Annotated in this window: 18 protein-coding genes, 1 rRNA gene, 1 other RNA gene and 2 pseudogenes; 1 reads left to right on the top strand and 21 read right to left on the bottom strand. The window is 52.9% G+C overall.

Going from position 1 to position 19710, the window contains the following annotated elements; translation table 11 throughout:
• The 17 genes and pseudogenes from SD71_RS19230 to rpoE all read right to left on the bottom strand — a co-directional run.
• Window positions 1-299 (bottom strand): 16S ribosomal RNA (locus SD71_RS19230); the annotation flags it as partial.
• 371 nt (window positions 300-670) lie between these two features.
• Entirely contained in the window at window positions 671-937 is a 267-nt protein-coding gene (locus tag SD71_RS19225) for a pro-sigmaK processing inhibitor BofA family protein (protein ID WP_041066819.1), read from the bottom strand.
• Window positions 934-1194, bottom strand: coding sequence for a DUF2508 family protein (locus SD71_RS19220; RefSeq protein WP_041066816.1), 261 nt, complete (start codon window positions 1192-1194; stop codon window positions 934-936). Before SD71_RS19220 ends, SD71_RS19225 begins: the two co-directional genes overlap by 4 nt.
• Before the next feature lie 205 nt (window positions 1195-1399).
• Window positions 1400-1999, bottom strand: a complete 600-nt coding sequence (gene recR / locus SD71_RS19215) for a recombination mediator RecR (RefSeq protein WP_041066813.1) — start codon at window positions 1997-1999, stop codon at window positions 1400-1402.
• A 70-nt stretch (window positions 2000-2069) separates the two neighbouring features.
• Window positions 2070-2381, bottom strand: a complete 312-nt coding sequence (locus SD71_RS19210) for a YbaB/EbfC family nucleoid-associated protein (RefSeq protein WP_041066811.1) — start codon at window positions 2379-2381, stop codon at window positions 2070-2072.
• 19 nt (window positions 2382-2400) lie between these two features.
• Window positions 2401-4191 carry a DNA polymerase III subunit gamma/tau gene (gene dnaX, locus SD71_RS19205; RefSeq protein ID WP_041066809.1) on the bottom strand — a complete coding sequence of 597 codons (1791 nt, stop codon included), beginning with the start codon at window positions 4189-4191 and terminating at the stop codon, window positions 2401-2403.
• Window positions 4192-4344: 153 nt separating this feature from the next.
• Window positions 4345-4609: signal recognition particle sRNA large type (ffs, locus tag SD71_RS23295), an RNA gene on the bottom strand.
• A 69-nt stretch (window positions 4610-4678) separates the two neighbouring features.
• The gene (locus SD71_RS19200) at window positions 4679-5080 is read right to left on the bottom strand and encodes a hypothetical protein (protein ID WP_041066806.1); all 402 of its coding nucleotides are present in this window, start codon (window positions 5078-5080) and stop codon (window positions 4679-4681) included.
• A gap of 56 nt (window positions 5081-5136) precedes the next feature.
• Window positions 5137-5334, bottom strand: coding sequence for a 50S ribosomal protein L31 (gene rpmE / locus SD71_RS19195; RefSeq protein ID WP_041066804.1), 198 nt, complete (start codon window positions 5332-5334; stop codon window positions 5137-5139).
• A 111-nt stretch (window positions 5335-5445) separates the two neighbouring features.
• Window positions 5446-5925 (bottom strand): hypothetical protein, encoded by a 480-nt coding sequence (locus SD71_RS19190; RefSeq protein ID WP_041066802.1) that lies wholly within the window; start codon window positions 5923-5925, stop codon window positions 5446-5448.
• Window positions 5926-6059: 134 nt separating this feature from the next.
• On the bottom strand, window positions 6060-7304 hold the full coding sequence (locus tag SD71_RS19185; protein ID WP_041066878.1) for a radical SAM protein: 1245 nt from the start codon (window positions 7302-7304) through the stop codon (window positions 6060-6062).
• A 41-nt stretch (window positions 7305-7345) separates the two neighbouring features.
• Window positions 7346-8638, bottom strand: a pseudogene (rho, locus tag SD71_RS19180) (transcription termination factor Rho); the annotation flags it as partial.
• A gap of 40 nt (window positions 8639-8678) precedes the next feature.
• Window positions 8679-9929, bottom strand: coding sequence for a UDP-N-acetylglucosamine 1-carboxyvinyltransferase (locus tag SD71_RS19175; protein WP_041066800.1), 1251 nt, complete (start codon window positions 9927-9929; stop codon window positions 8679-8681).
• 120 nt (window positions 9930-10049) lie between these two features.
• Complete coding sequence (gene fba / locus SD71_RS19170; RefSeq protein WP_041066798.1) at window positions 10050-10904, bottom strand: class II fructose-1,6-bisphosphate aldolase; 855 nt, start codon at window positions 10902-10904, stop codon at window positions 10050-10052.
• A gap of 140 nt (window positions 10905-11044) precedes the next feature.
• Window positions 11045-11440 carry a response regulator gene (locus tag SD71_RS19165; RefSeq protein WP_041066795.1) on the bottom strand — a complete coding sequence of 132 codons (396 nt, stop codon included), beginning with the start codon at window positions 11438-11440 and terminating at the stop codon, window positions 11045-11047.
• Window positions 11441-11569: 129 nt separating this feature from the next.
• A pseudogene (locus tag SD71_RS19160) lies at window positions 11570-13173 on the bottom strand (CTP synthase).
• Window positions 13174-13416: 243 nt separating this feature from the next.
• Complete coding sequence (rpoE, locus tag SD71_RS19155) at window positions 13417-14004, bottom strand: DNA-directed RNA polymerase subunit delta (RefSeq protein WP_041066793.1); 588 nt, start codon at window positions 14002-14004, stop codon at window positions 13417-13419.
• A 477-nt stretch (window positions 14005-14481) separates the two neighbouring features.
• On the opposite strand from rpoE, the gene SD71_RS19150 reads away from it, so the two are divergent.
• A complete protein-coding gene (locus SD71_RS19150) occupies window positions 14482-15630 on the top strand; it encodes a S8 family peptidase (protein ID WP_041066790.1) in 1149 nt (382 codons plus the stop codon).
• Here SD71_RS19150 and argS read toward each other — a convergent pair whose 3' ends face one another.
• The 4 genes from argS to speE form a co-directional block, all read right to left on the bottom strand.
• Window positions 15631-17307, bottom strand: a complete 1677-nt coding sequence (gene argS, locus SD71_RS19145) for an arginine--tRNA ligase (RefSeq protein WP_041066787.1) — start codon at window positions 17305-17307, stop codon at window positions 15631-15633. It abuts the gene before it with no gap.
• Window positions 17304-17729 carry a DUF1934 domain-containing protein gene (locus SD71_RS19140; RefSeq protein WP_041066784.1) on the bottom strand — a complete coding sequence of 142 codons (426 nt, stop codon included), beginning with the start codon at window positions 17727-17729 and terminating at the stop codon, window positions 17304-17306. The genes argS and SD71_RS19140 overlap by 4 nt, the downstream gene beginning before the upstream one ends.
• Window positions 17730-17922: 193 nt before the next feature.
• Window positions 17923-18795, bottom strand: a complete 873-nt coding sequence (speB, locus tag SD71_RS19135; protein ID WP_041066781.1) for an agmatinase — start codon at window positions 18793-18795, stop codon at window positions 17923-17925.
• A gap of 81 nt (window positions 18796-18876) precedes the next feature.
• On the bottom strand, window positions 18877-19704 hold the full coding sequence (gene speE, locus SD71_RS19130; RefSeq protein ID WP_041066872.1) for a polyamine aminopropyltransferase: 828 nt from the start codon (window positions 19702-19704) through the stop codon (window positions 18877-18879).
• Window positions 19705-19710 lie beyond the last annotated feature (6 nt).

The raw sequence follows: 19710 nt of genomic DNA, 5'->3' as shown, positions 1-19710 counted from the left end.
CTACGCATCGTCGCCTTGGTGGGCCGTTACCTCACCAACTAGCTAATGCGCCGCAGGCCCATCCGCAAGTGACAGATTGCTCCGTCTTTCCCAGCCCTCTCATGCGAGAGCACTGTTTATCCGGTCTTAGCATTCGTTTCCGAATGTTATCCCGATCTTGTGGGCAGGTTGCCTACGTGTTACTCACCCGTCCGCCGCTAAGTATCAGAGAAGCAAGCTTCTCATCAACTCCGCTCGACTTGCATGTATTAGGCACGCCGCCAGCGTTCGTCCTGAGCCAGGATCAAACTCTCCATAATAGAGAGCCATGAAGGCTCAAAATGCTGACTTGAATTGTAAATCGTTGTCTATCGTCCCAAAGGACGACAGGAACCGTATTACGCTCGATGTTCAGTTTTCAAAGAACAAGTTTGCTGCTTATTTTATCCCGCCGCCGTAAGAGGCGACTCGAATAATATATCACAGCTGACTACCTGGATGCAACAACCTGTTTCTGGTAATCGATGATTTCATCGACAACAACGAATCTCAGTCGAAACAAGCGCGAAAACTAATGTATCATATGTACGCACCGCTCGTCAACGGGGATTTTTACAAGCAAGCAAACACGAATCTCGACCCTCTCCGCGACACACATCGGAAAAAAGAAAATGCCTGCTTGCGCAGGCTCTCATGTAAGAAGCGTTGTCTGCAAACCGAGCACCAGGGCAATTCCGGGCACTCCGAGCAGCGTAACCGCCCCGATCGTAACCGGGTTCAAGGGCACGTACCATCCGGTGATCCAGCCGGAGAAGTTCAAGGCGTACAGAGCCATGGCCGAAACCACTAAATGTATGCCGAAACGAGTGAGCCAACCTTTAGCAGCCTTTTCACGCACCAGCACCAGGATCAATAACAATGCGGAGACGGCCAGGACGCTCAGCCAGAACGTTTTCATCCCAAGTTCCTGCTCTCTTCATGCGCGATCGAATGGTTCCAATGCCACTTGGCCTTACGCAGCATCATTGCCAGCTTCCGCTCGGCAGCTTCCAGGCAATAGATGGCATAATCCACATGATCCGCCCCAACCGCATCATGGAAACGCGAATACGCCATAGTCCACTCCATCTCGGCCCTGCGGACATCCTCAATAAGCATTTGGCGCTCATTCGATTCAGCAACGATCAGCTCTCTCATTTTTTTACTCCGTTGCATCACTATGAATCCCCTCCCGCAAAATGGCAAGGTGTCATCCGTAAGGACAACCCCTGTTAACATTTCTATACCCCGATTTTTTCCTTTAGAACGTGTCCGGCAACAAAAAAATGATAAAAATTAGAAAAATAAAAAAGACGCCAAAAGGCGCCATGATGAGATTTGTTGAATGCTGTGTGATGCTGTATGATACTGTCGGTTCACATTAATACAGTTCTCTTCTGCCTTCCAGCGCCTTCGATAACGTCACTTCGTCCGCATATTCCAAATCCCCGCCGACAGGCAATCCATGCGCGATGCGCGTCACCTTGATGCCAAAAGGTTTCACCAGACGCGAAAGATACATCGCCGTGGCTTCGCCTTCAATATTCGGATTCGTAGCCAATATCAATTCTTGTACGCGCTCGTCGCTCAGCCTGCGAACAAGCTCCGCAATTCGAATATCATCCGGTCCTACACCGTCCATCGGAGAGATGGCGCCGTTCAGCACATGGTACTGCCCGCTAAACTCCCGCATCCGCTCCATCGCCACCAGATCCTTCGGTTCTTGTACGATGCAGATCACGGATGCGTCTCTGGACTTGTCAGAACAAATCCGGCAAGGATCGGTGTCGGTTATATTGCAGCAGACCGAGCAATAGGTCAAGTTTCTCTTGACGTTAACAAGCGCTTTGGCGAAGTCGATGACATCCTCTTCTTTCATGCGCAATACGAAAAAAGCCAGGCGTGCGGCCGTTTTCGGTCCGATGCCTGGAAGGCGGGAAAAGGATTCGATCAGCTTGGCAATCGGTTCTGGATAAAACAAGGGATCTAGTCTCCTCTAAAAATGAAATCCCGGCCGACCCCGTAATATGATGGACCGGCCGGATATAAAGTTAGAACATTCCGGGAATTTTCATTCCTCCGGTGTATTTGCCCATATCCTGGTTCGCAAGCTCATCCGCTTTTGACAATGCATCATTGACCGCAGTCAAAACAAGGTCCTGCAGCATCTCCACGTCTTCCGGATCGACTGCTTCCGGTTTGATTTTGATATCGAGCAGTTTCTTATGGCCATTCACGGTTGCCGTGACAACTCCGCCCCCAGCCGTGCCCTCGATCGTTTTGCCGCCGAGCTCTTCTTGGGCTTTCATCATTTGCTCCTGCATTTTCTTCACTTGCTTCATCATTTGGTTCATGTTGTTCATTGTCGTTATTCCTCCTCGGTTAATCGTCCTTAATGGTAACCAAATCTTCGCCGAACAAACGAACCGCCTCGTCGATCCAAGGCTCTCTTCGATTCGCTTCCGCTTCATTGTCCGGCTCAAGACGGAGCTCTTCGCCGGCGGCTTCACTCTTATGCTTGCCCGATCCGTCCGCCAGAGCTTCCTGCCAGTCCTTCTGCATCACTGTGACCAATGTTGTCGGACGGCCGAAAATCGAACTTAAAACCCCTTCGATCATTCCTTTGTTCGCCGGTTTCTCTGTGGTCTCGCGGTGAATCGTGTTGCGAAACGCCACCAGGATCGTATCATCGGCGTACGAAACCGGCTCCCCATCGACCAGCCAAGCGTGGACGGTAACGCGTTCTTCTTTGACCCGCTGCAATACTTGCGGCCATTTGCCGAGCAACGGCACCGAAGAGGATTGTGCAGCGACAAAGGCGTTAAGTTTCAAACGTGGTTTCGGAGCCGCCCGTTGTCCGGAGTTGGCCCCCCCATTGCCGGCGGAAAATCCGGATCGTCCGGCGGAACCCCGACCCGTACCCTGTGAGGTGCCGGACGGCACTGCGCCGTTCGCTAAAGCCTCCAATTTCTGTTCCAATTCGGCAAGCTGCCCTTTCAGCTTCTGCAGCTCATTGCGTTCAGCGGCGCTTATGCCCGCCGATTGTGCAGCCGGCATACCGCCCGATGCCCGGTCATCCTTTGCCTGTCCTGCATCGGAACACAGCTTCAGAAGCGCAATCTCGAACATCGTCTGCGGATGCGCCGCATATTTCATTTCCGTCTGATATCGATTCAACAGATCAATGATAGCAAATAACCTTTCGCGGGAAAATCCTTCCGCCATGCCGCGAAGTTCCGCGGGATCGGCGATTCGTCCGGATGAACCGGTCGCTTCCGGCGCCAATTGCGCGAGAAGCAAATCCCGGAAGTAATGCATCAGCTGTTCCAAGCATTTGTCGGCACTTTTGCCGGCTTTCATCATTTCGTCTATTTCCTGAAGCACTGCGGCGGCATCGCTTTCCCGAACGGCCGTTGCAAGTCTTGCGAACTGCTCGGAAGGCAGACCGCCCGTCGCATCGATGGCCTGCGATAAGGTAACATGCCCGCCGCTGAAAGAAGAGATCTGCTCCAATAAACTGATCGCATCCCGCATACCGCCGTCGGACAAACGCGCGATGTATCTCAGCGCTTCCTCTTCCGCGTCAATCCCTTCCTCGGTGCAGACTTTGCGAAGGTGTGCCGCTTGCTCTTCCAAAGCAACACGCCGGAACTCGAATCTCTGGCAGCGCGAAATGATGGTTGCAGGTAAACGATGAGGTTCAGTCGTCGCGAGTATGAACATCACATGCCCCGGCGGCTCCTCCAACGTCTTAAGCAGAGCGTTGAACGCCTCTGTCGTCAACATATGCACTTCATCTATGATATACACTTTACGCCGCACTTCAGTCGGCGCGTATTTTACTTTATCCCGGATATCGCGAATTTCTTCCACTCCACGGTTGGAGGCGGCATCGATCTCGACGACATCCATAACAGAGCCTGCCGTAATTCGCTGACATTGCGAACATTCGTTGCATGGCTCAGGAGAAGGTCCGTGTTCACAGTTGACCGCCTTGGCCAAAATCTTCGCTGCGCTTGTTTTACCGGTTCCCCGAGGCCCGCTGAACAAATAAGCATGCGATAGGCGATCCTCGCGGATGGCATTTTGCAGGGTTTGTACAATATGTTGCTGTCCCACCATGTCCTTGAACGTCTGGGAACGCCAGGCCCGGTACAAAGCTAGATGTGCCATTGATTCTCGCTCCCGTCGGATTGCCGTTTCATTCATTATACATCATCGGCGGACGGCTCTCCACCGCCGATTGCGATCGTCCGGATTACAAAAAAAAGCACTCATCGCGTCTGTTGTGACGCATAAGTGCTTCATAATGTTTAAGTATTAGGACCGTGCACCTGCCCTCGATCGATGAGATCCAGCCGTATAGGAAGCCTTCGCTCAAGCCGAGCTACCCTCTAGCACAAAAACTAAACCACTTACGGCTGCTTCCTTCCGGACCTGACCGGATTCATGGCCGTCCTTCGCGGAGGACCCTGCCGTCAACACGACATGAAACCTACCGGAACTGCATCCCAAGACCTTAAACAGGAATTCGACCTCGCTGGAGCGGATTGCGAGTTACAGGGCACCGCTACCTCCCCGTCTAGCACGGCAAATCTAAGTATATCGTTTTGGCCGCCGAAGTGCAACCGAAGGGAATAGTTTCCTAGAAGCGCGAAGGTCAATCTTCCACCGAACGAACATGAACATGATATCTGGGAAAATTAAACCGGAGAGCTGATTCCGCCTGGCTCTGAACTGCGGCGGGATCCCGTGCATCGCTTCCTTGCCTCAGTTTCAGCGTAACGTAGACATCCGCCCCGTGAAATACGATGCGTGACCCCTCGACACCCGGCACCTTGCTTATGGTTTTTCTCATAAAATCAGCATCTGCGCCGTAATTGTCCGTCATGTTAGGACCCGGAATGCCGGGGTTGCTGTTCGACATTCCCAGGTAACCGTCATCTCTGTAGCTTTCGGACTTGGAGCCGTTGGATCTGTGTCCGTCTTTGCCGCAGCCGGCAGCAACGCCGCACAAGCAGGCCGCGCAGATCACGAGCGCCAGAAGCCGCCTCAATGGCATGAAAAAAACCTCCCTTTATCCCGTAGGATTTGAAGGGAGGTTTATCTCTATACGGATTACATTCCGTATTTTTTCTTGAACTTATCAACACGGCCGCCGGCATCGATAAACTTCTGTTTACCGGTGAAGAACGGGTGGCAGTTGGAACAAATCTCTACGCGAAGGTTCGAACGAATCGAACCCGTTTCGAAAGTGTTACCGCATGCGCACGTAGCCGTCGTCACATGATATTGCGGATGAATGGTTGGTTTCAAAGGGTTCACCTCTTTCTGCCCTGAATCAACAGGCGGATTCAGAGTAATGGACACATAAACGGATTATATCACGCGGCAGGGCGTTATAGCAACAATGGTGTCTGAACCCGATTATTTTTTTCGTTTACGATATAACAGCGACAAGTTAGGCAGCCTCTCGCCGCACTGAGTACAGTACGTGTTCCGTATGGGATTTAACGCGCCGCATTCTTCGCAAACCGTCTCAGTGGCAGCCGTTGCCTTAGAATCGGTTTTGCCCTGAGATGTCTGCACTGCCGATTGCTCGGTCTCAACATATTGATTGGCTTGAATTTGCTGCGCTCCGCTCAGCCTCCGTGTGCGCTTAGCGGACCTGAAAAGCAGCATCCCGCCCACAGTGATAAGCACCGCGCCGCTGGTAATAAGAAACAAAGTCGGTACCAGGCTGTAATCAATCGAATTGAACATGGTAAATCCATATATAATGGCAATCAGGCCTGGAACCAGCAGCCCTGCGCCGACGATCACTTTAACCATCGCGTATTTTGTAATGAATGCGTATGCGACAATTAGGATCAGCAGGACAGCCGGTACTCCCCAGCTGCTCATCATTTGGCACAACCCCCAAGCGGTGTAAACGTAGAAATCAGCGGCTTTTTCTATATGCCCTTAAAAAAGAAAATTCACTCTTGGGCCAATGTTATTGTCACCAACAACATCTTCGCCCAACAATGAATTATACTTCATTAAATCTTTGGAGGCACATGGGTGTATGAACCGATGACTACGTCAGGCAGCTCTTGACGGTAAATATCAAGCAGCGCCTTCATTCCGTAAATTTCCCCTTGCGCCTCGGGAATGAGCGCGAGATAAGCGTCCGGATCTATATTCAGATTACGCATCTGGATCAGCTTCAACCCGGTTCTGCGCACAAAGCCGATCATCGCCTCGATTTCTTCCTCACGGTCGGTTACACCCGGGAAAACAAGGTAGTTGATCGAGGTGTATACCCCCTTGTCCGAGGCGTATTTCAGCGACTTTTCAACGCTCCGCAAATTATATCCGCGCGGCTTGTAATACGCGTTATAGTGCTCATCCAACGCGCTGATGGTACTCACCCGCATCAAGTCCAATCCGGCATCCGTAATCGCGCGCAGGTGATCCGTCAGCCCGGCATTGGTGTTGATGTTTATATAGCCAAGCGAAGTCTGGGCGCGGACCCGCTTTATCGCCTCTACAATAATCGATGCTTGAGTCGAGGGTTCTCCCTCACACCCTTGACCGAAGCTGATAATCGATTCCGGCGCGGTCAAATGCTCCAGCATGATATCCGTCACTTCGTCGGCAGTCGGACGAAATTTGAGCCGGGTTTGCGGGGCCGGAAAGCCGCTGTCGTCCGGCTGTTCGGAAATGCATCCGAAACAGCCGGCATTGCAAGAGAACGAGACCGGGACAGCTCCCTCTAACCTCTGAAGAAATGTGTTGGATGCCGTCAGGCACTCGTACTCTAAAGCACAATGGGACAGATGCTTATACAGTCTATTCTCGGGATACGTCTTGAGAATACGATCCACCTGAATTTCAAGCTCCCCCCGGTCGCACAGTTCGGGATTCCATGGTTCCGGGTCGTCACTCTGTGCAGCCGCCACATAAAAGCCGTTGTCCTTCCAGACAACAGCCGTGTATCCGAATAGCGGAAACTTTTGGGTTTTATCCGTTTTGGAATAACCGGGCACGTAGAAACGGGTGAAGCCCTGAGGCAGCAGCGCTCCAACGGCTTGATAGTTCCCCGGCAGCAGCTGCATCTCCCCGCTCTCCGGATCCATGCCGACAGCGCGGGTATGCGGCAGACTCACCAGCGTCGCGCCATCAGGAAGCGGAATCAGCTCTTCATCAAGCAGCTCCACCAGATCGTTGCCGCTCCGGGCGATGCCATGCAGCTCCGGATGATCAAATACATTGCCTTGCTCGTCTGCATATACAAGATGCATGCGTCATGCCCTCCTCTCCGCCTAGCTGGAGGAGCTGCTCCGCGGCGCCGTCGTCCTCCGCCGGGGTTTGGCGAACTCGTTCCTCCACCGCTGGTGTCCAGGGAATCCAAAAATTCCTGGTTCGTTTTTGTGTTGGATAGTTTTTTCAGGAATTGCTCCACAAATTCCATGGAATCGTTCATGCTTTTGCGAATCGCCCACAGCTTGTCGAGCTGTTCCTGGGACAACAGCAGCTCTTCACGCCGGGTGCCCGAACGCCGGATATCGAGCGCCGGGAAAATGCGCCGATCAGACAGCTTACGGTCCAGATGCAGCTCCATGTTGCCGGTACCTTTAAATTCTTCATAAATGATATCGTCCATGCGCGAGCCCGTCTCAATCAAGGCCGTGGCGAGAATAGTCAGGCTCCCGCCCTCCTCGATATTACGCGCCGACCCGAAAAACCGCTTCGGACGATGGAACGCCGCCGGATCGATACCACCGGACAAAGTGCGTCCGGAAGGAGGAATGACCAGATTGTACGCTCTGGCCAGCCGTGTAAGGCTATCCAGCAAGATTACAACATCCCGCTTGTGTTCGACTAACCGCAAAGCTCGCTCCAGAACCAGTTCCGCCACTTTGATATGATTCTCCGGCACCTCATCAAAGGTAGAAGCGATAACTTCCCCTTTCACGGAGCGCTGCATATCGGTTACTTCCTCAGGACGTTCGTCGATAAGCAGTACGAACAGATCAATATCCGGGCGGTTGGTCGAAATGCTGTTGGCGATTTCTTTCAACAGGAGAGTCTTACCGGCCTTCGGCTGGGCTACGATCAAACCGCGCTGGCCCAATCCAACAGGGGCTACCAAATCCATAATACGGGTAGATAAACGGGTAGGAGACGATTCGAGCACCAGCTTGGTTTGCGGATAAAGCGGGGTCAATGCGGGAAAGTGAAGGCGTTCTGCCGCAGTTTCCGGCGGCACGCCGTTGACGGCGTTCACTTGCAGCAGCCCGAAGTAGCGCTCGCTTTCTTTGGGTGCCCGGCATTTGCCGGAAACCAGATCTCCGGTCCGCAAGTCGAACTTGCGGATTTGCGAAGCCGAGATGTAGATATCTTCCGCACTCGGCAAGTAGTTGATCGGTCTCAGAAAGCCGAATCCTTCGGGCAGAACCTCCAGGACTCCTTCCATGAACATCAGGCCGCTGCGCTCCGCTTGCGCTCTAAGGATGGCAACGATCAACTCTCTTTTCTTCATTTGGGCGTAGCCGTTAATCTGATGTTGTTTCGCGAGCTTGTACAATTCGGTTAACTTCATTTCTTCTAAATCGGCCATCATTAAATCGGTCATAAAATCCCCACTTTACTTTAAAATCAGGGCCGGTCGGCCCTTATCCTTGACGCCAGATCTCAGCTCCCAGATTGCTTAATTGAGTCACTAAACGTTCGTAGCCCCGGTCGATGTACTCCACACCCGTAATTTCGGACGTCCCGTTCTCGACCGTTAAGGCAGCCACAACCAGCGCAGCTCCGGCGCGTAAATCCGCAGCTCTCACTTTGGCAGCGTTAAGAGGACTCCCTTCGATGATGGCTGAACGTCCTTCCACCCGGATTTGGGCGCCCATGCGCGATAGCTCGGGTACATGCTTGAACCGGTTGCTGTATACGTAGTCGGACAAAATGCTCACACCGCGGGCCTGCGTTAACAGGCTTGTCATCGGGGACTGCAAATCGGTGGCAAATCCGGGATACACCAGTGCCTTGACGTCGACAGGTTCATATACGGGTTGTCCCACAACGCGAATGGACTCGTCCATTTCGTAGACGTGAACTCCCATTTCTTGAAGCTTTGCCGTCATCGCATCCATATGCTTCGGTATTATATTATCTATAAGAACATCGCCGCGGGTTGCTGCTGCGGCTATCATATAAGTTCCGGCTTGAATCCGGTCGGGAATAATAGAATGACGGCAGCCATGCATCTCTTTAACGCCTTCTATCCGGATGGTCTCCGTTCCCGCGCCTTTGATCTTGGCTCCCATGGAGTTCAGAAGAGTCGCCACATCGATAATTTCCGGCTCTTTGGCGGCATTCTCGATGACTGTCAGACCTTTGGCTCTCGAAGCAGCCAGCATGATATTGATGGTCGCACCGACACTGACGACATCCAAATAGATTTTAGCGCCTCGTAATTCCTTGGCCCGAATGCGAATAGCGCCGCCTTCATTCGTCACTTCCGCGCCCAGCGCTTCGAACCCTTTTATATGCTGATCGATAGGACGGGGCTCGAAATTACAGCCTCCCGGCAGACCGATCGCCGCCTCGCCGAATCTCCCTAATAACGCGCCCATTAAATAATAGGAAGCACGTAATGATTTCACACGGCCGTTGGGCATCGGCACCGACTTCATGCCGGAAGGGTCGATCGACATTACATCGTCTGCCCATGAAACCTTAGCCCCAAGATCCTGTAAAATTTCCGCATAAACCGCGACATCGCTTAACTGAGGAAGGTTGTCCAAGCGGACTTCCGTCTCTGCCAGTATTGCCGCAGGAATAAGCGCTACAGCGCTGTTCTTCGCGCCGCTGATGACGACCGTGCCTCGCAGCGGCCGACCCCCTCGTACCATCAATTTCTCCATGAATGCTGGGTCCTCCTCGTGTTGTTGTCGATTGAATAATCGACACATGAAGGAACGGGAAAACGCCTCATGACGTTTTCCCGTACGTAAACTCATGCTAATGTGACTATTACAACGCGATTAAGCTTTGTTGCTGCTGCCGAAAAGACGAATTTTCTCTTTAACGACTTCTTTCATCGCATTGCGGGCAGGCGTCAAATATTTGCGCGGATCGTATACTTTGGAGTCTTTGTTCAAAACTTCACGGATTGCGTTCGTGCAAGCCACTTGGTTCTCGGTGTTAACGTTGATCTTGCCCGCACCCGCTTGGATCGCCTGACGGATCATTTCATCCGGAACGCCGGAGCCGCCGTGCAGTACGATCGGTACCGGAATTTTGGCGACGACCTCTTTGATGATATCGAAGTGGATTTTCACTTCGCCTTTATACATACCGTGTGCGGTACCGACGGCGATCGCAAGGCAGTCGACGCCTGTCTCTTCATAGAAACGGATCGCTTCCTCCGGTTTGGCCAATGCGGCATGTGCTTCATCAACGCTGATATCGTCCTCTACGCCGCCGATCGTGCCAAGCTCACCCTCTACGGATACGCCCATTGCATGAGCGGCTCTCACAACCTCTTTGGTCAATCGGATGTTCTCTTCGAACGAATAGTGCGAACCGTCGAACATAACCGACGAGAACCCTGCACGGATACATTTCATCGCCACGTCAAAGCTGCTTCCGTGGTCCAGATGTAGTGCGATTGGCAGTCCGGAGCTGTCCGCAGCAGCCTTGGCGATTGCTACGGTATACTCCATACCCATATACTTCAACGCGCCTTCGCTTACGCCGAAGATGAAAGGGGATTTCTCCTCCTTGGCAGCTTCTGTAATCGCTTGGGCAAATTCCAGGTTGTTCATATTAAATTGGCCTACGGCAAATTTACCGGCTTTGGCTTGGGGCAAAAACTCCGACATCGATACGAGTGGCATAGTTCAATTCCTCCTGCAGTGTCAATTCAATTTCTCACGCGACCTTCATACTGCGTTATTATAACACAAAACGGCTTTTCAAAGTAAATCGGGCGGGTTCGCGGAACCCTCCCTGCTTTCGCGGCAAAAAAAAGAAAGCCTTACGACCCGGCGGCGAACCGGGACGACGAGCCTTCTCCCATCTGCATATTGACGACGAGCCTCATTTCATCAATATCAAACGGTTTCGTGAAATGCATCAAAGCTCCCAGATCGGTCGCTTCTTTAATCATGTCCAATTCTCCGTAGGCAGTCATCATAATGACCTTGATGCTGCGGTCAATTTCTTTGATCTGCTTCAGGATCTCCAATCCGTCCATGCCCGGTATCTTCATATCGAGAAGGACCAAATCCGGAGGATGCGTTCTGACGATATCCAAGGCCGCTCGACCGTTCGCGGCTTGAAAGGTGTCATAGCCTTCAGTTGCGAACACTTCCAACAACAGCACGCGGATGCCGACCTGGTCATCCACGATCAGCAGTTTCTTCTTCCCCACGATTTCATCCCCCCGAATCACGTTGTAGCTTTATTCGAGGCGAATGACACATATTCCTGCTGTTTCCTTGTAAAAAAATGAAAAACGCCCCGGAAATTCCCGGAGCGTGTTTGTACGGTATAACGGTCATTATCCTTCGGATCGGCGAAGGGCGGCTTTAACGAACTCCCGGAATAATGGCTGAGGCCGATTCGGACGGGAAGTAAACTCAGGATGGAACTGGACGGCGAGGAACCACGGATGATTCGGCAGCTCGATCATCTCGATCAAGCGGCCGTCTGGAGACGTGCCGGAGAACCGGAAACCTGCGGATTCCAGACGCTCGCGATATTCATTGTTGAACTCGTAACGGTGTCGATGGCGTTCGTACACCAACTCATCTCCGTAGCATTGGGCGGCAAGGCTGCCCGGAACCACTTTGCAGGGGTACAAACCGAGCCGCATCGTACCGCCAAGATCTTCGATGTCCTTCTGCTCAGGCAGCAAATCGATGACAGGATACGGTGTGGCCGGATTGATCTCGGAGCTGTTCGCACCGGCGAGACCTGCCATGTTGCGGGCATATTCGACTACAGCCACCTGCATGCCGAGGCAAATGCCGAAGAAAGGAATGCCGTTCTCACGGGCATATCGGATGGCCGTTACTTTTCCTTCGATGCCTCTGTCGCCGAAGCCGCCGGGAACCAGAATGCCGTCAACGCCATCCAGCCGTTCGACCACGTTGCCGGGGGTAACCTCTTCGGCATTCACCCAGCGGATTTTCACTTCCGCATCGGCGTCGAAACCGGCATGGGCAAGCGATTCGACAATGCTCAGATAGGCGTCGTGAAGCGCGACGTACTTGCCGACGATGGCGATCTCGGTCGTCTGTTTAGGGATTTAACGCGTGCTACCAGCGCTTCCCACTCGGTCATGTCCGGAGCGCCGGCCGGCAGGTTCAGATGCTTCACGACATAGTCGTCCAAGCCTCCCTCGCGCAAATACAACGGCACCTCATATAAAGTCGATGCGTCCTTGCACTCAACGACCGCACTTGGATCGATGTCGCATAAGGACGCGATTTTGCGTTTCAGATCCTCAGCGAGGGGATGCTCCGTACGGCACACGATCACATTCGGCTGAATACCGATGCTGCGCAGCTCCTTCACGCTGTGCTGCGTCGGCTTTGTCTTCACTTCACCGGCGGCCTTGATGTAAGGGATCAGCGTAACGTGAATGTACATGACATTGTCGCGGCCTATATCGGCCTTGATCTGCCGAATCGCTTCAAGGAAAGGGAGACTCTCAATGTCGCCGACTGTTCCGCCTATTTCCGTTATCACGACATCCGAGCCGGCTTCTTTGCCTGCGCGGAATACGCGGTCTTTAATCTCATTCGTAATGTGCGGTATAACTTGTACCGTGCCGCCGAGATATTCGCCGCGACGCTCCTTGCTGATTACGGTGGAGTAGATTTTCCCCGTCGTTACATTGCTGTTCTTCGACAAGTTGATGTCAATAAACCGCTCGTAATGCCCCAGGTCCAGATCGGTCTCCGCACCGTCGTCGGTGACGAATACTTCCCCATGCTGATAAGGGCTCATCGTACCGGGATCCACGTTGATATACGGATCGAACTTCTGAATCGTCACCTTCAAGCCCCGGTTCTTCAGCAACCGGCCCAGCGAAGCGGCGGTGATCCCTTTACCGAGGGACGAAACGACGCCGCCTGTAACAAAAATGTATTTGGTCACTCTGTACGAAACCTCCCACCATATGCCGCAATGGCACCCTATTTATGGTTACCCAGATTCACACATTTTTCATTGAGAAAGATGTGAAAAAAACAAAAAAGTGTCACCCAATAAATGGGGGCACTTTTAGGAATTTATTCGCTATGGAAAAACAAAGTTCTAAAGCCCAAGCAATAGTTTACATTCTGGCAGGAGCGGTGTCAAGCATGAAAAGAAGCCGGCGCCAAGCCTAGTGACAGCTTGTTACTTCTCGTCTTCCTCTTCTGCGGCGTCGAGATCTTCATCGTCCTCGAACTCTTCGTCGCCTTCGACCTTGTCTCCGTCCAATTCTTCTTCCAATGCCGTCTCGTCATCCTCTTCGATGAGAGCTTCTTCTTCGGTTTCGGCAGCCTCTTCGCCTTCTTCGAATACCTCTTCGCGCTCTTCGTCGAACAGACCGAAGGGCTCGTCTCCCGCAGTGAACGGCTCTTCCTCGTCTTCGCCGTACAGATCTTCATCGTCGAGATCGTCGTCATCATTGATGATACGCGGACGCTTGGCTCCGCCATTCATCGGATCGTCCGAACGCTCAACCGGATACCACCGTTTCAGTCCCCACACATTGCCGCCCACACATGCAAACCGGCCGTCGATATTGATCTCCGTATAAAGCTGAGCGATTACATTGAGAACTTGATCTGCGGAGAGACCGCGGATTTTCGCAATTTCCGTCATGAGATCACGGTAGTAAAACGGGGTGTTGACCGCCTTCAGCAGTTCGAACGCAAGGTCGACCATCGGCATCTCCTGAATTTTCTCGGAGTCGAGTTTCAGCACATACTCGGCGCTCAAGTAGCTTCCATCCTCTCTGTATGTGAACCGTAAATACCTTCACGTTAAATTTGTCAACCTTTAGTAAACAGCATTTCTCGTTAAATTGCAAGCGGCCTGACCGCACTTTGTCATGAATATATTGAGCGTCGAAAAAGCGAAGGCGTGTCCCAGGCGGACAACGCCTTCGCTTTTCGACTGTATCCCTTCCCGGCCGCTCCGCGGGCGGAGGAACCGGCATGACCAAGAGTCTCGCCGGGAAACTCTCCCTTCATCCTATGTCATGCATCTTGAAATGACACGGGACGCCGCCTATTTCCATTCAAAAAAGGCCGGTTCCCAAGCCTCCGGCAAGACGTCCACATACAGTAGAGGACACCACCGCATAACGACAGCGAAAAACCGCTGTGAGGGCCTGCCCGCACCACCATTTCACCCGCGCGAAGTGACGACTTGGTCGCACTTTAGGGAAACACTTTCGTCGGGAGGGAACCCGCATTGGATGCAAGCGAGATGATAGAATGGCTGCAAACATCCTTGAATTCCGCCCGGGATCGGGGGCGAAGAGCGATCCTTCGTTTCTTGAACACCGGCGACTATAAACGATTTCTCAAGGCTTTGAACAAAAGCCGCCAAGGCAGCAAAGCTCTTCACTCCGTCCACCGTTTAGGAATTATTCAAGCGATTTCCTGCCCTTATCCGAAACAAGGGTTACCCGCCTCATTGGCAGATCGGCTTCTATGGGAAGAAGACACCACTGTCTCCGTTCATGCCCTTCCTAACAACTCCTCCTCGTTATCGGTAGAGATGGGAATCCCGTGGGGCGTTCGCCATATCGGCGCGCCCGAGGCCTGGAGCCGGACAACCGGCCATCGCATAAAAGTCGGTGTCATCGATACCGGGGTCGATTTCTCGCATCCGGACCTGCGCCATTCATTGGAAAGAGGCATCAATTTGCTTCAGCGTACGACTTTGCCTCAAGATGATAACGGCCACGGCACCCACATCGCCGCAACGATTGCTGCAGCCAACGAATTGCAAGGTATGATCGGCGTAGCTCCCCGGGCGATCATACATCCGGTCAAAGCGTTCGATCATAACGGCACAGCCTTTGTGTCGGACATTATTCTGGGCATCGATTGGTGCGTCCGTAACGGCATCGATGTCGTGAATATGAGCTTCGGCATGAAAACGAGAAGCAAATCGCTGCTGAATGCCGTAGCCAACGCATACGACTCGGGCGTGCTGATCGTGGCATCTTCGGGTAACGACGGCCAAAGGGGAGATATCGATTACCCCGCGCGATACAGCTACACAATCGCTGTCGGCGCAACCAATGAGGAGGGCCGCATCGCCTCGTTCACGAATCGCAGCTCGTCGATCGACGTTTATGCGCCTGGGGAGAACATTGTGTCCGCGTGGTTAAACGGCAAGCACAAGGAAATGAGCGGAACGTCGATGGCCACTTCTCATGTGACCGGGGCTGTCGCTCTACTGCTCGCTTTGAAACCGGGGTTGTCGCCGGAAGAAATCAAATCCATCATCAAGAGATCGGCAAAGCCTCTGAGAAATAACAAATCTCACCGGAGCGGAGCTGCCGGTGAGCTGAATGTGAGCCGTATGTTAAAAGCGGTGGATAAACAGTAACTACATCCGTTCCGGTGCGGACACGCCAACAAGGGCAAGGCAGTTAGCAATGACGATTCTAAGCGCCCCCAGCAGCTGCAGCCGGGCTTGAGTCTGCTCCGCATCCTCGGTGATTACGCGCTCCGCTTTATAGTAGCTGTGGAATTGCGAGGCCAGCTCATACACATAACGAATGATGATATGCGGTGCATAAAGGCGTGCCGCTTCTGCAATCACTTCGGGCAGCTCGCCCATCTTACGCAGCAGATCGAACTCCTGCTCGGAGTCCAGACGGGTGAACGCGGACTCCTGCCAAGGGAGAACTTGAATGCCCTGCTCCTCGGCCTGCCTGAAAATGCTGCAAATACGCGCGTGCGCATACTGCACATAAAATACCGGATTTTCATTAGAAGTAGAAACAGCCAGATCCATGTCGAAATCCAGGTGCGAGTCCATGCTCCGCATCGTAAAGAAATAGCGGATTGCGTCGACGCCCACTTCATCCATGAGATCTTCCATCGTCACCGCTTTGCCGGTACGTTTGGACATCTTCACCTTTTCGCCGTTCTGGAACAAGCTCACCATCTGGGCAATGAGAACCGTAAGCTTATCGGGATCGTTGCCCAGCGCGGCCATGGCCGCTTTCATTCTGGGAATATAGCCGTGGTGATCGGCGCCCCAGATGTTGATCATCCGGTCGTAGCCCCTGGCATACTTGTCCATGTGATAAGCGGCATCCGGCGTCAGGTACGTATAGCTGCCGTCATTTTTCACGAGCACTCTGTCTTTGTCGTCACCGAACGCGGTGGATGAAAGCCAGACGGCTCCATCCTGCTCATAAACCTGCCCTTTGGCCCTGAGAGCTTCCAGCACAGCGGTAACCTTATCATTCTCATAAAGCGATGTTTCACTGAACCATTCGTCGAACCGCACGCCGAAGCGCGCCAAATCCCGTTTGATCTTGTCTAATTCCTTCTCCAGCCCATAAGTGCGGAAAAACTCAAAGCGCTCTTTATCCGATAATGACAGCAGCCGATCGCCTTCGCTTGCGACCAATTCCTTCGCGAATCCGACAATGTCCTCGCCGTGATAGCCGTCTTCCGGCATATCGGCGGTCTGCCCGAGCGCTTGGCGGTAACGCGCTTCGATCGATTTCGCCAGATTGGCGACTTGATTGCCGGCATCGTTAATATAATATTCCCGAGTCACATCATAGCCGGCGAACGCGAGGACGTTGCACAATGCGTCCCCCACGGCAGCCCCCCTGGCATGGCCCAGATGCAGGCTTCCGGTAGGGTTGGCGCTGACGAATTCGACTTGAACCTTTTGGCCGCGTCCGGCATCGATATGTCCGTACCGGGTGCCCTGCTCATATACTTCGCCGATAATCGGGTACAAACAGCTCTTGTCCAGACGGAAGTTAATGAAGCCCGGACCCGCAATTTCGGCCGATTCGATGGAAGCCTTGCCACTGCCCAGCTTCTCCACGATTCCCTCGGCAATTTGCCGAGGGTTTTTCTTTGCGATCTTGGTCAGCTGCATCGCCAGATTGGTTGCGAGATCGCCGTGGGTTTTATCCTTAGGCACCTCCAGCACAATCGGCGGCAGTTCATCCCGGGAAGAGACAAAGCCCGCTTCCAGCACCGCATCTGCCAGCGCTTCTTTCACGCCGGCGTGCAATCGTTCCATTACATTCATACCGCTTGTTCCTCCCGAATATCCAGCCGGATTTCAAAGGTTCCGACTGTTTGCTCTTGCATCAGCAAGTCGTATTTCCATTCAATGACGCCGCCGGACTCCGACAGGTGGATATCCATCCCGTGCGTCAGCGCATTTACATCATGAGGGCCATATGGCGTTTCCAAGAAACCCTGCACCGAAGTGTTCAGCAGGAAAACTTGCTCGAATGAGAACGCACCCCTTCGCCGCAGCCGCAGCTCCCGCTCGTGAACGATCAATGTCATTGCCGCGCCCGCGCCGCTGTCATCCGCAGGCTCCGCGCAGGTGAGCACCCAACCTGTCACCAAGCGGTGGAGCTCACCGTGCATGACTGACCGCTCTATACTTCCATCCTGCTGCCGGCTTTGAAAATCGACGGCTACGCTGCGTTTGTCCGGCATCTGTCCCTCTCCCAATCACTAAACCCTTGTTAATAATATATACAGAACCTATGGGCAATTCAAATGGTACGACAGGCGATTGTAAATGAACCCAAAATTAGATGGCGTTTTTCCAGTTCAGTATCGGCGCGAGTTTCACAAAACAAAAGCCCCTGCCGCTCGCCTCGAAGGCTGCAACAGGGGCTGCTACAATTTATTTTACAAATCCAAGCAGCATTTCACGGATGATTTTGGAAGCGACGATCGGAGTCATTTCGGTCGGGTCGTAGATCGGCGCGACTTCAACCAGATCACAGCCCACGACATTCACGCCGGAACGGGCGATTGCGTGCACCGCTTCGAGCAGCTCTTTAGAAGTGATTCCACCCGCTTCGGTGGTGCCTGTTCCCGGTGCGGCGGAAGGGTCGAGCACGTCTATGTCTATCGTAACGTAGACCGGACGCCCTGCGAGTGAAGGAAGCTCCTTCTTCAATGGCTCAGCGACGTCGAACGGATGGAAATGGATACCCTTGTCCTTGGCGTACGTCCATTCTTCCTTGGAACCCGAGCGAATACCGAACTGATAAATATTGCTGCCGCCCATCAGCTCCGCCGCCTTGCGGATCGGTGTGGAGTGGGACAGAGGCTCCCCCTCATAGTGTTCACGCAAGTCCGCATGAGCGTCGATATGAATGACGGCCAGATCCGGATACTTCTTGTATACCTGCTGGATCACCGGCCAAGACACAAGATGCTCTCCGCCCAGTCCGACAGGCATTTTGCCGTCGGCCAGGATTCCTCCTACATAGTCGCCGATAATGTCCAGACTTTTCGCTGCGTTGCCGAAAGGCAGCAGCAAATCTCCCGCATCGAAGTAGGCCAGATCCAGAATGTTCTTATCCAAGTACGGGCTGTATTCCTCGAGCCCGACGGATGCTTCGCGGATTCTGCCCGGGCCGAAGCGGGAACCGGGCCGGAAGGACACGGTGTAATCCATCGGCATGCCGTAAATAACGGCTTTCGAGGCCTCATAGTCGTCAGAACTGCAAATGAATACGTTGCCGGAATAGGCTTGATCTAAACGCATGAAAAAATCTCCTTTGCCGCTGTAAAAGTGCTGTCGTTACGACCGAACTGCGAGCGCATAGCACCGCACGTTCGGTCGTACTTACTTCGTCAAGTCCTCCACAAATTTCGGAAGAACGAATGCCGCTTTATGCAAACGCGGTGTGTAGTATTTGGTATCGAGCTCCGGAATGTCATTCTCGTTCACCGCGAGCGGATCATACTTTTTGCTGCCCATTGTGAACGTCCATAGTCCGCTTGGGTACGTCGGAATGTTCGCGCAGTAGACTCGAACGATCGGGAACACTTCCTTGACATCGCGGTTGACGCTTTGGATGAGTTCCGCTTTAAACCACGGGTTGTCCGTTTGCGCCACGAAAATCCCGTCTTCTTTCAAAGCATCGTAGATCCCTTGATAAAAACCGCGCGTGAACAGGTTTACTGCAGGACCGACCGGTTCCGTCGAATCGACCATGATCACGTCGTATGTATTTTTATGTTCATGGATATGCATATACCCGTCATTAACGAGTACCTGTACGCGTGGATCGTCAAGCTTGCCGGCGATTGAAGGCAAGTATTGCTTGGAATATTCGATCACTTTGCCGTCGATATCGACGAGCACCACTTTTTTCACCTGCGGATGCTTCAGCACCTCCCGAACGACTCCGCCGTCCCCGCCGCCAACGACGAGCACCTGCTCCGGATTCGGGTGCGTGAAAAGCGCCGGATGAGCAACCATTTCATGATAGACAAATTCGTCTCTAACGGTGGTCATCACCATTCCGTCCAGAACCAGCATCGTGCCGTACTCTTCCGTTTCGATCATGGCAAGCTCTTGAAAGTCCGTTTTCTCGTGGACGAGTGTTTTGTTGATTTTCATTGTAATACCGAAGTTCTCGGTCTGTTTCTCCGTATACCACAGTTCCATGGAAGA

This window comes from Cohnella kolymensis (genome assembly GCF_000829465.1).
GTDB classification, from domain to species: Bacteria; Bacillota; Bacilli; order Paenibacillales; family Paenibacillaceae; genus Cohnella; species Cohnella kolymensis.
The sequence above is the reverse complement of the archived record's forward strand: the minus strand, read 5'-3'. Positions and strand labels throughout refer to the sequence as shown.

Coding starts and splice junctions, on each gene's coding strand:
- SD71_RS19225 (WP_041066819.1), bottom strand. CDS start 937: ATGAAAACGTTCTGGCTGAGCGTCCTGGCCGTCTCCGCATTGTTATTG.
- SD71_RS19220 (WP_041066816.1), bottom strand. CDS start 1,194: ATGCAACGGAGTAAAAAAATGAGAGAGCTGATCGTTGCTGAATCGAAT.
- SD71_RS19210 (WP_041066811.1), bottom strand. CDS start 2,381: ATGAACAACATGAACCAAATGATGAAGCAAGTGAAGAAAATGCAGGAG.
- dnaX (WP_041066809.1), bottom strand. CDS start 4,191: ATGGCACATCTAGCTTTGTACCGGGCCTGGCGTTCCCAGACGTTCAAG.
- SD71_RS19200 (WP_041066806.1), bottom strand. CDS start 5,080: ATGCCATTGAGGCGGCTTCTGGCGCTCGTGATCTGCGCGGCCTGCTTG.
- SD71_RS19190 (WP_041066802.1), bottom strand. CDS start 5,925: ATGATGAGCAGCTGGGGAGTACCGGCTGTCCTGCTGATCCTAATTGTC.
- SD71_RS19185 (WP_041066878.1), bottom strand. CDS start 7,304: ATGCATCTTGTATATGCAGACGAGCAAGGCAATGTATTTGATCATCCG.
- SD71_RS19175 (WP_041066800.1), bottom strand. CDS start 9,929: ATGGAGAAATTGATGGTACGAGGGGGTCGGCCGCTGCGAGGCACGGTC.
- fba (WP_041066798.1), bottom strand. CDS start 10,904: ATGCCACTCGTATCGATGTCGGAGTTTTTGCCCCAAGCCAAAGCCGGT.
- argS (WP_041066787.1), bottom strand. CDS start 17,307: ATGAATGTAATGGAACGATTGCACGCCGGCGTGAAAGAAGCGCTGGCA.
- SD71_RS19140 (WP_041066784.1), bottom strand. CDS start 17,729: ATGCCGGACAAACGCAGCGTAGCCGTCGATTTTCAAAGCCGGCAGCAG.
- speB (WP_041066781.1), bottom strand. CDS start 18,795: ATGCGTTTAGATCAAGCCTATTCCGGCAACGTATTCATTTGCAGTTCT.
- speE (WP_041066872.1), bottom strand. CDS start 19,704: ATGGAACTGTGGTATACGGAGAAACAGACCGAGAACTTCGGTATTACA.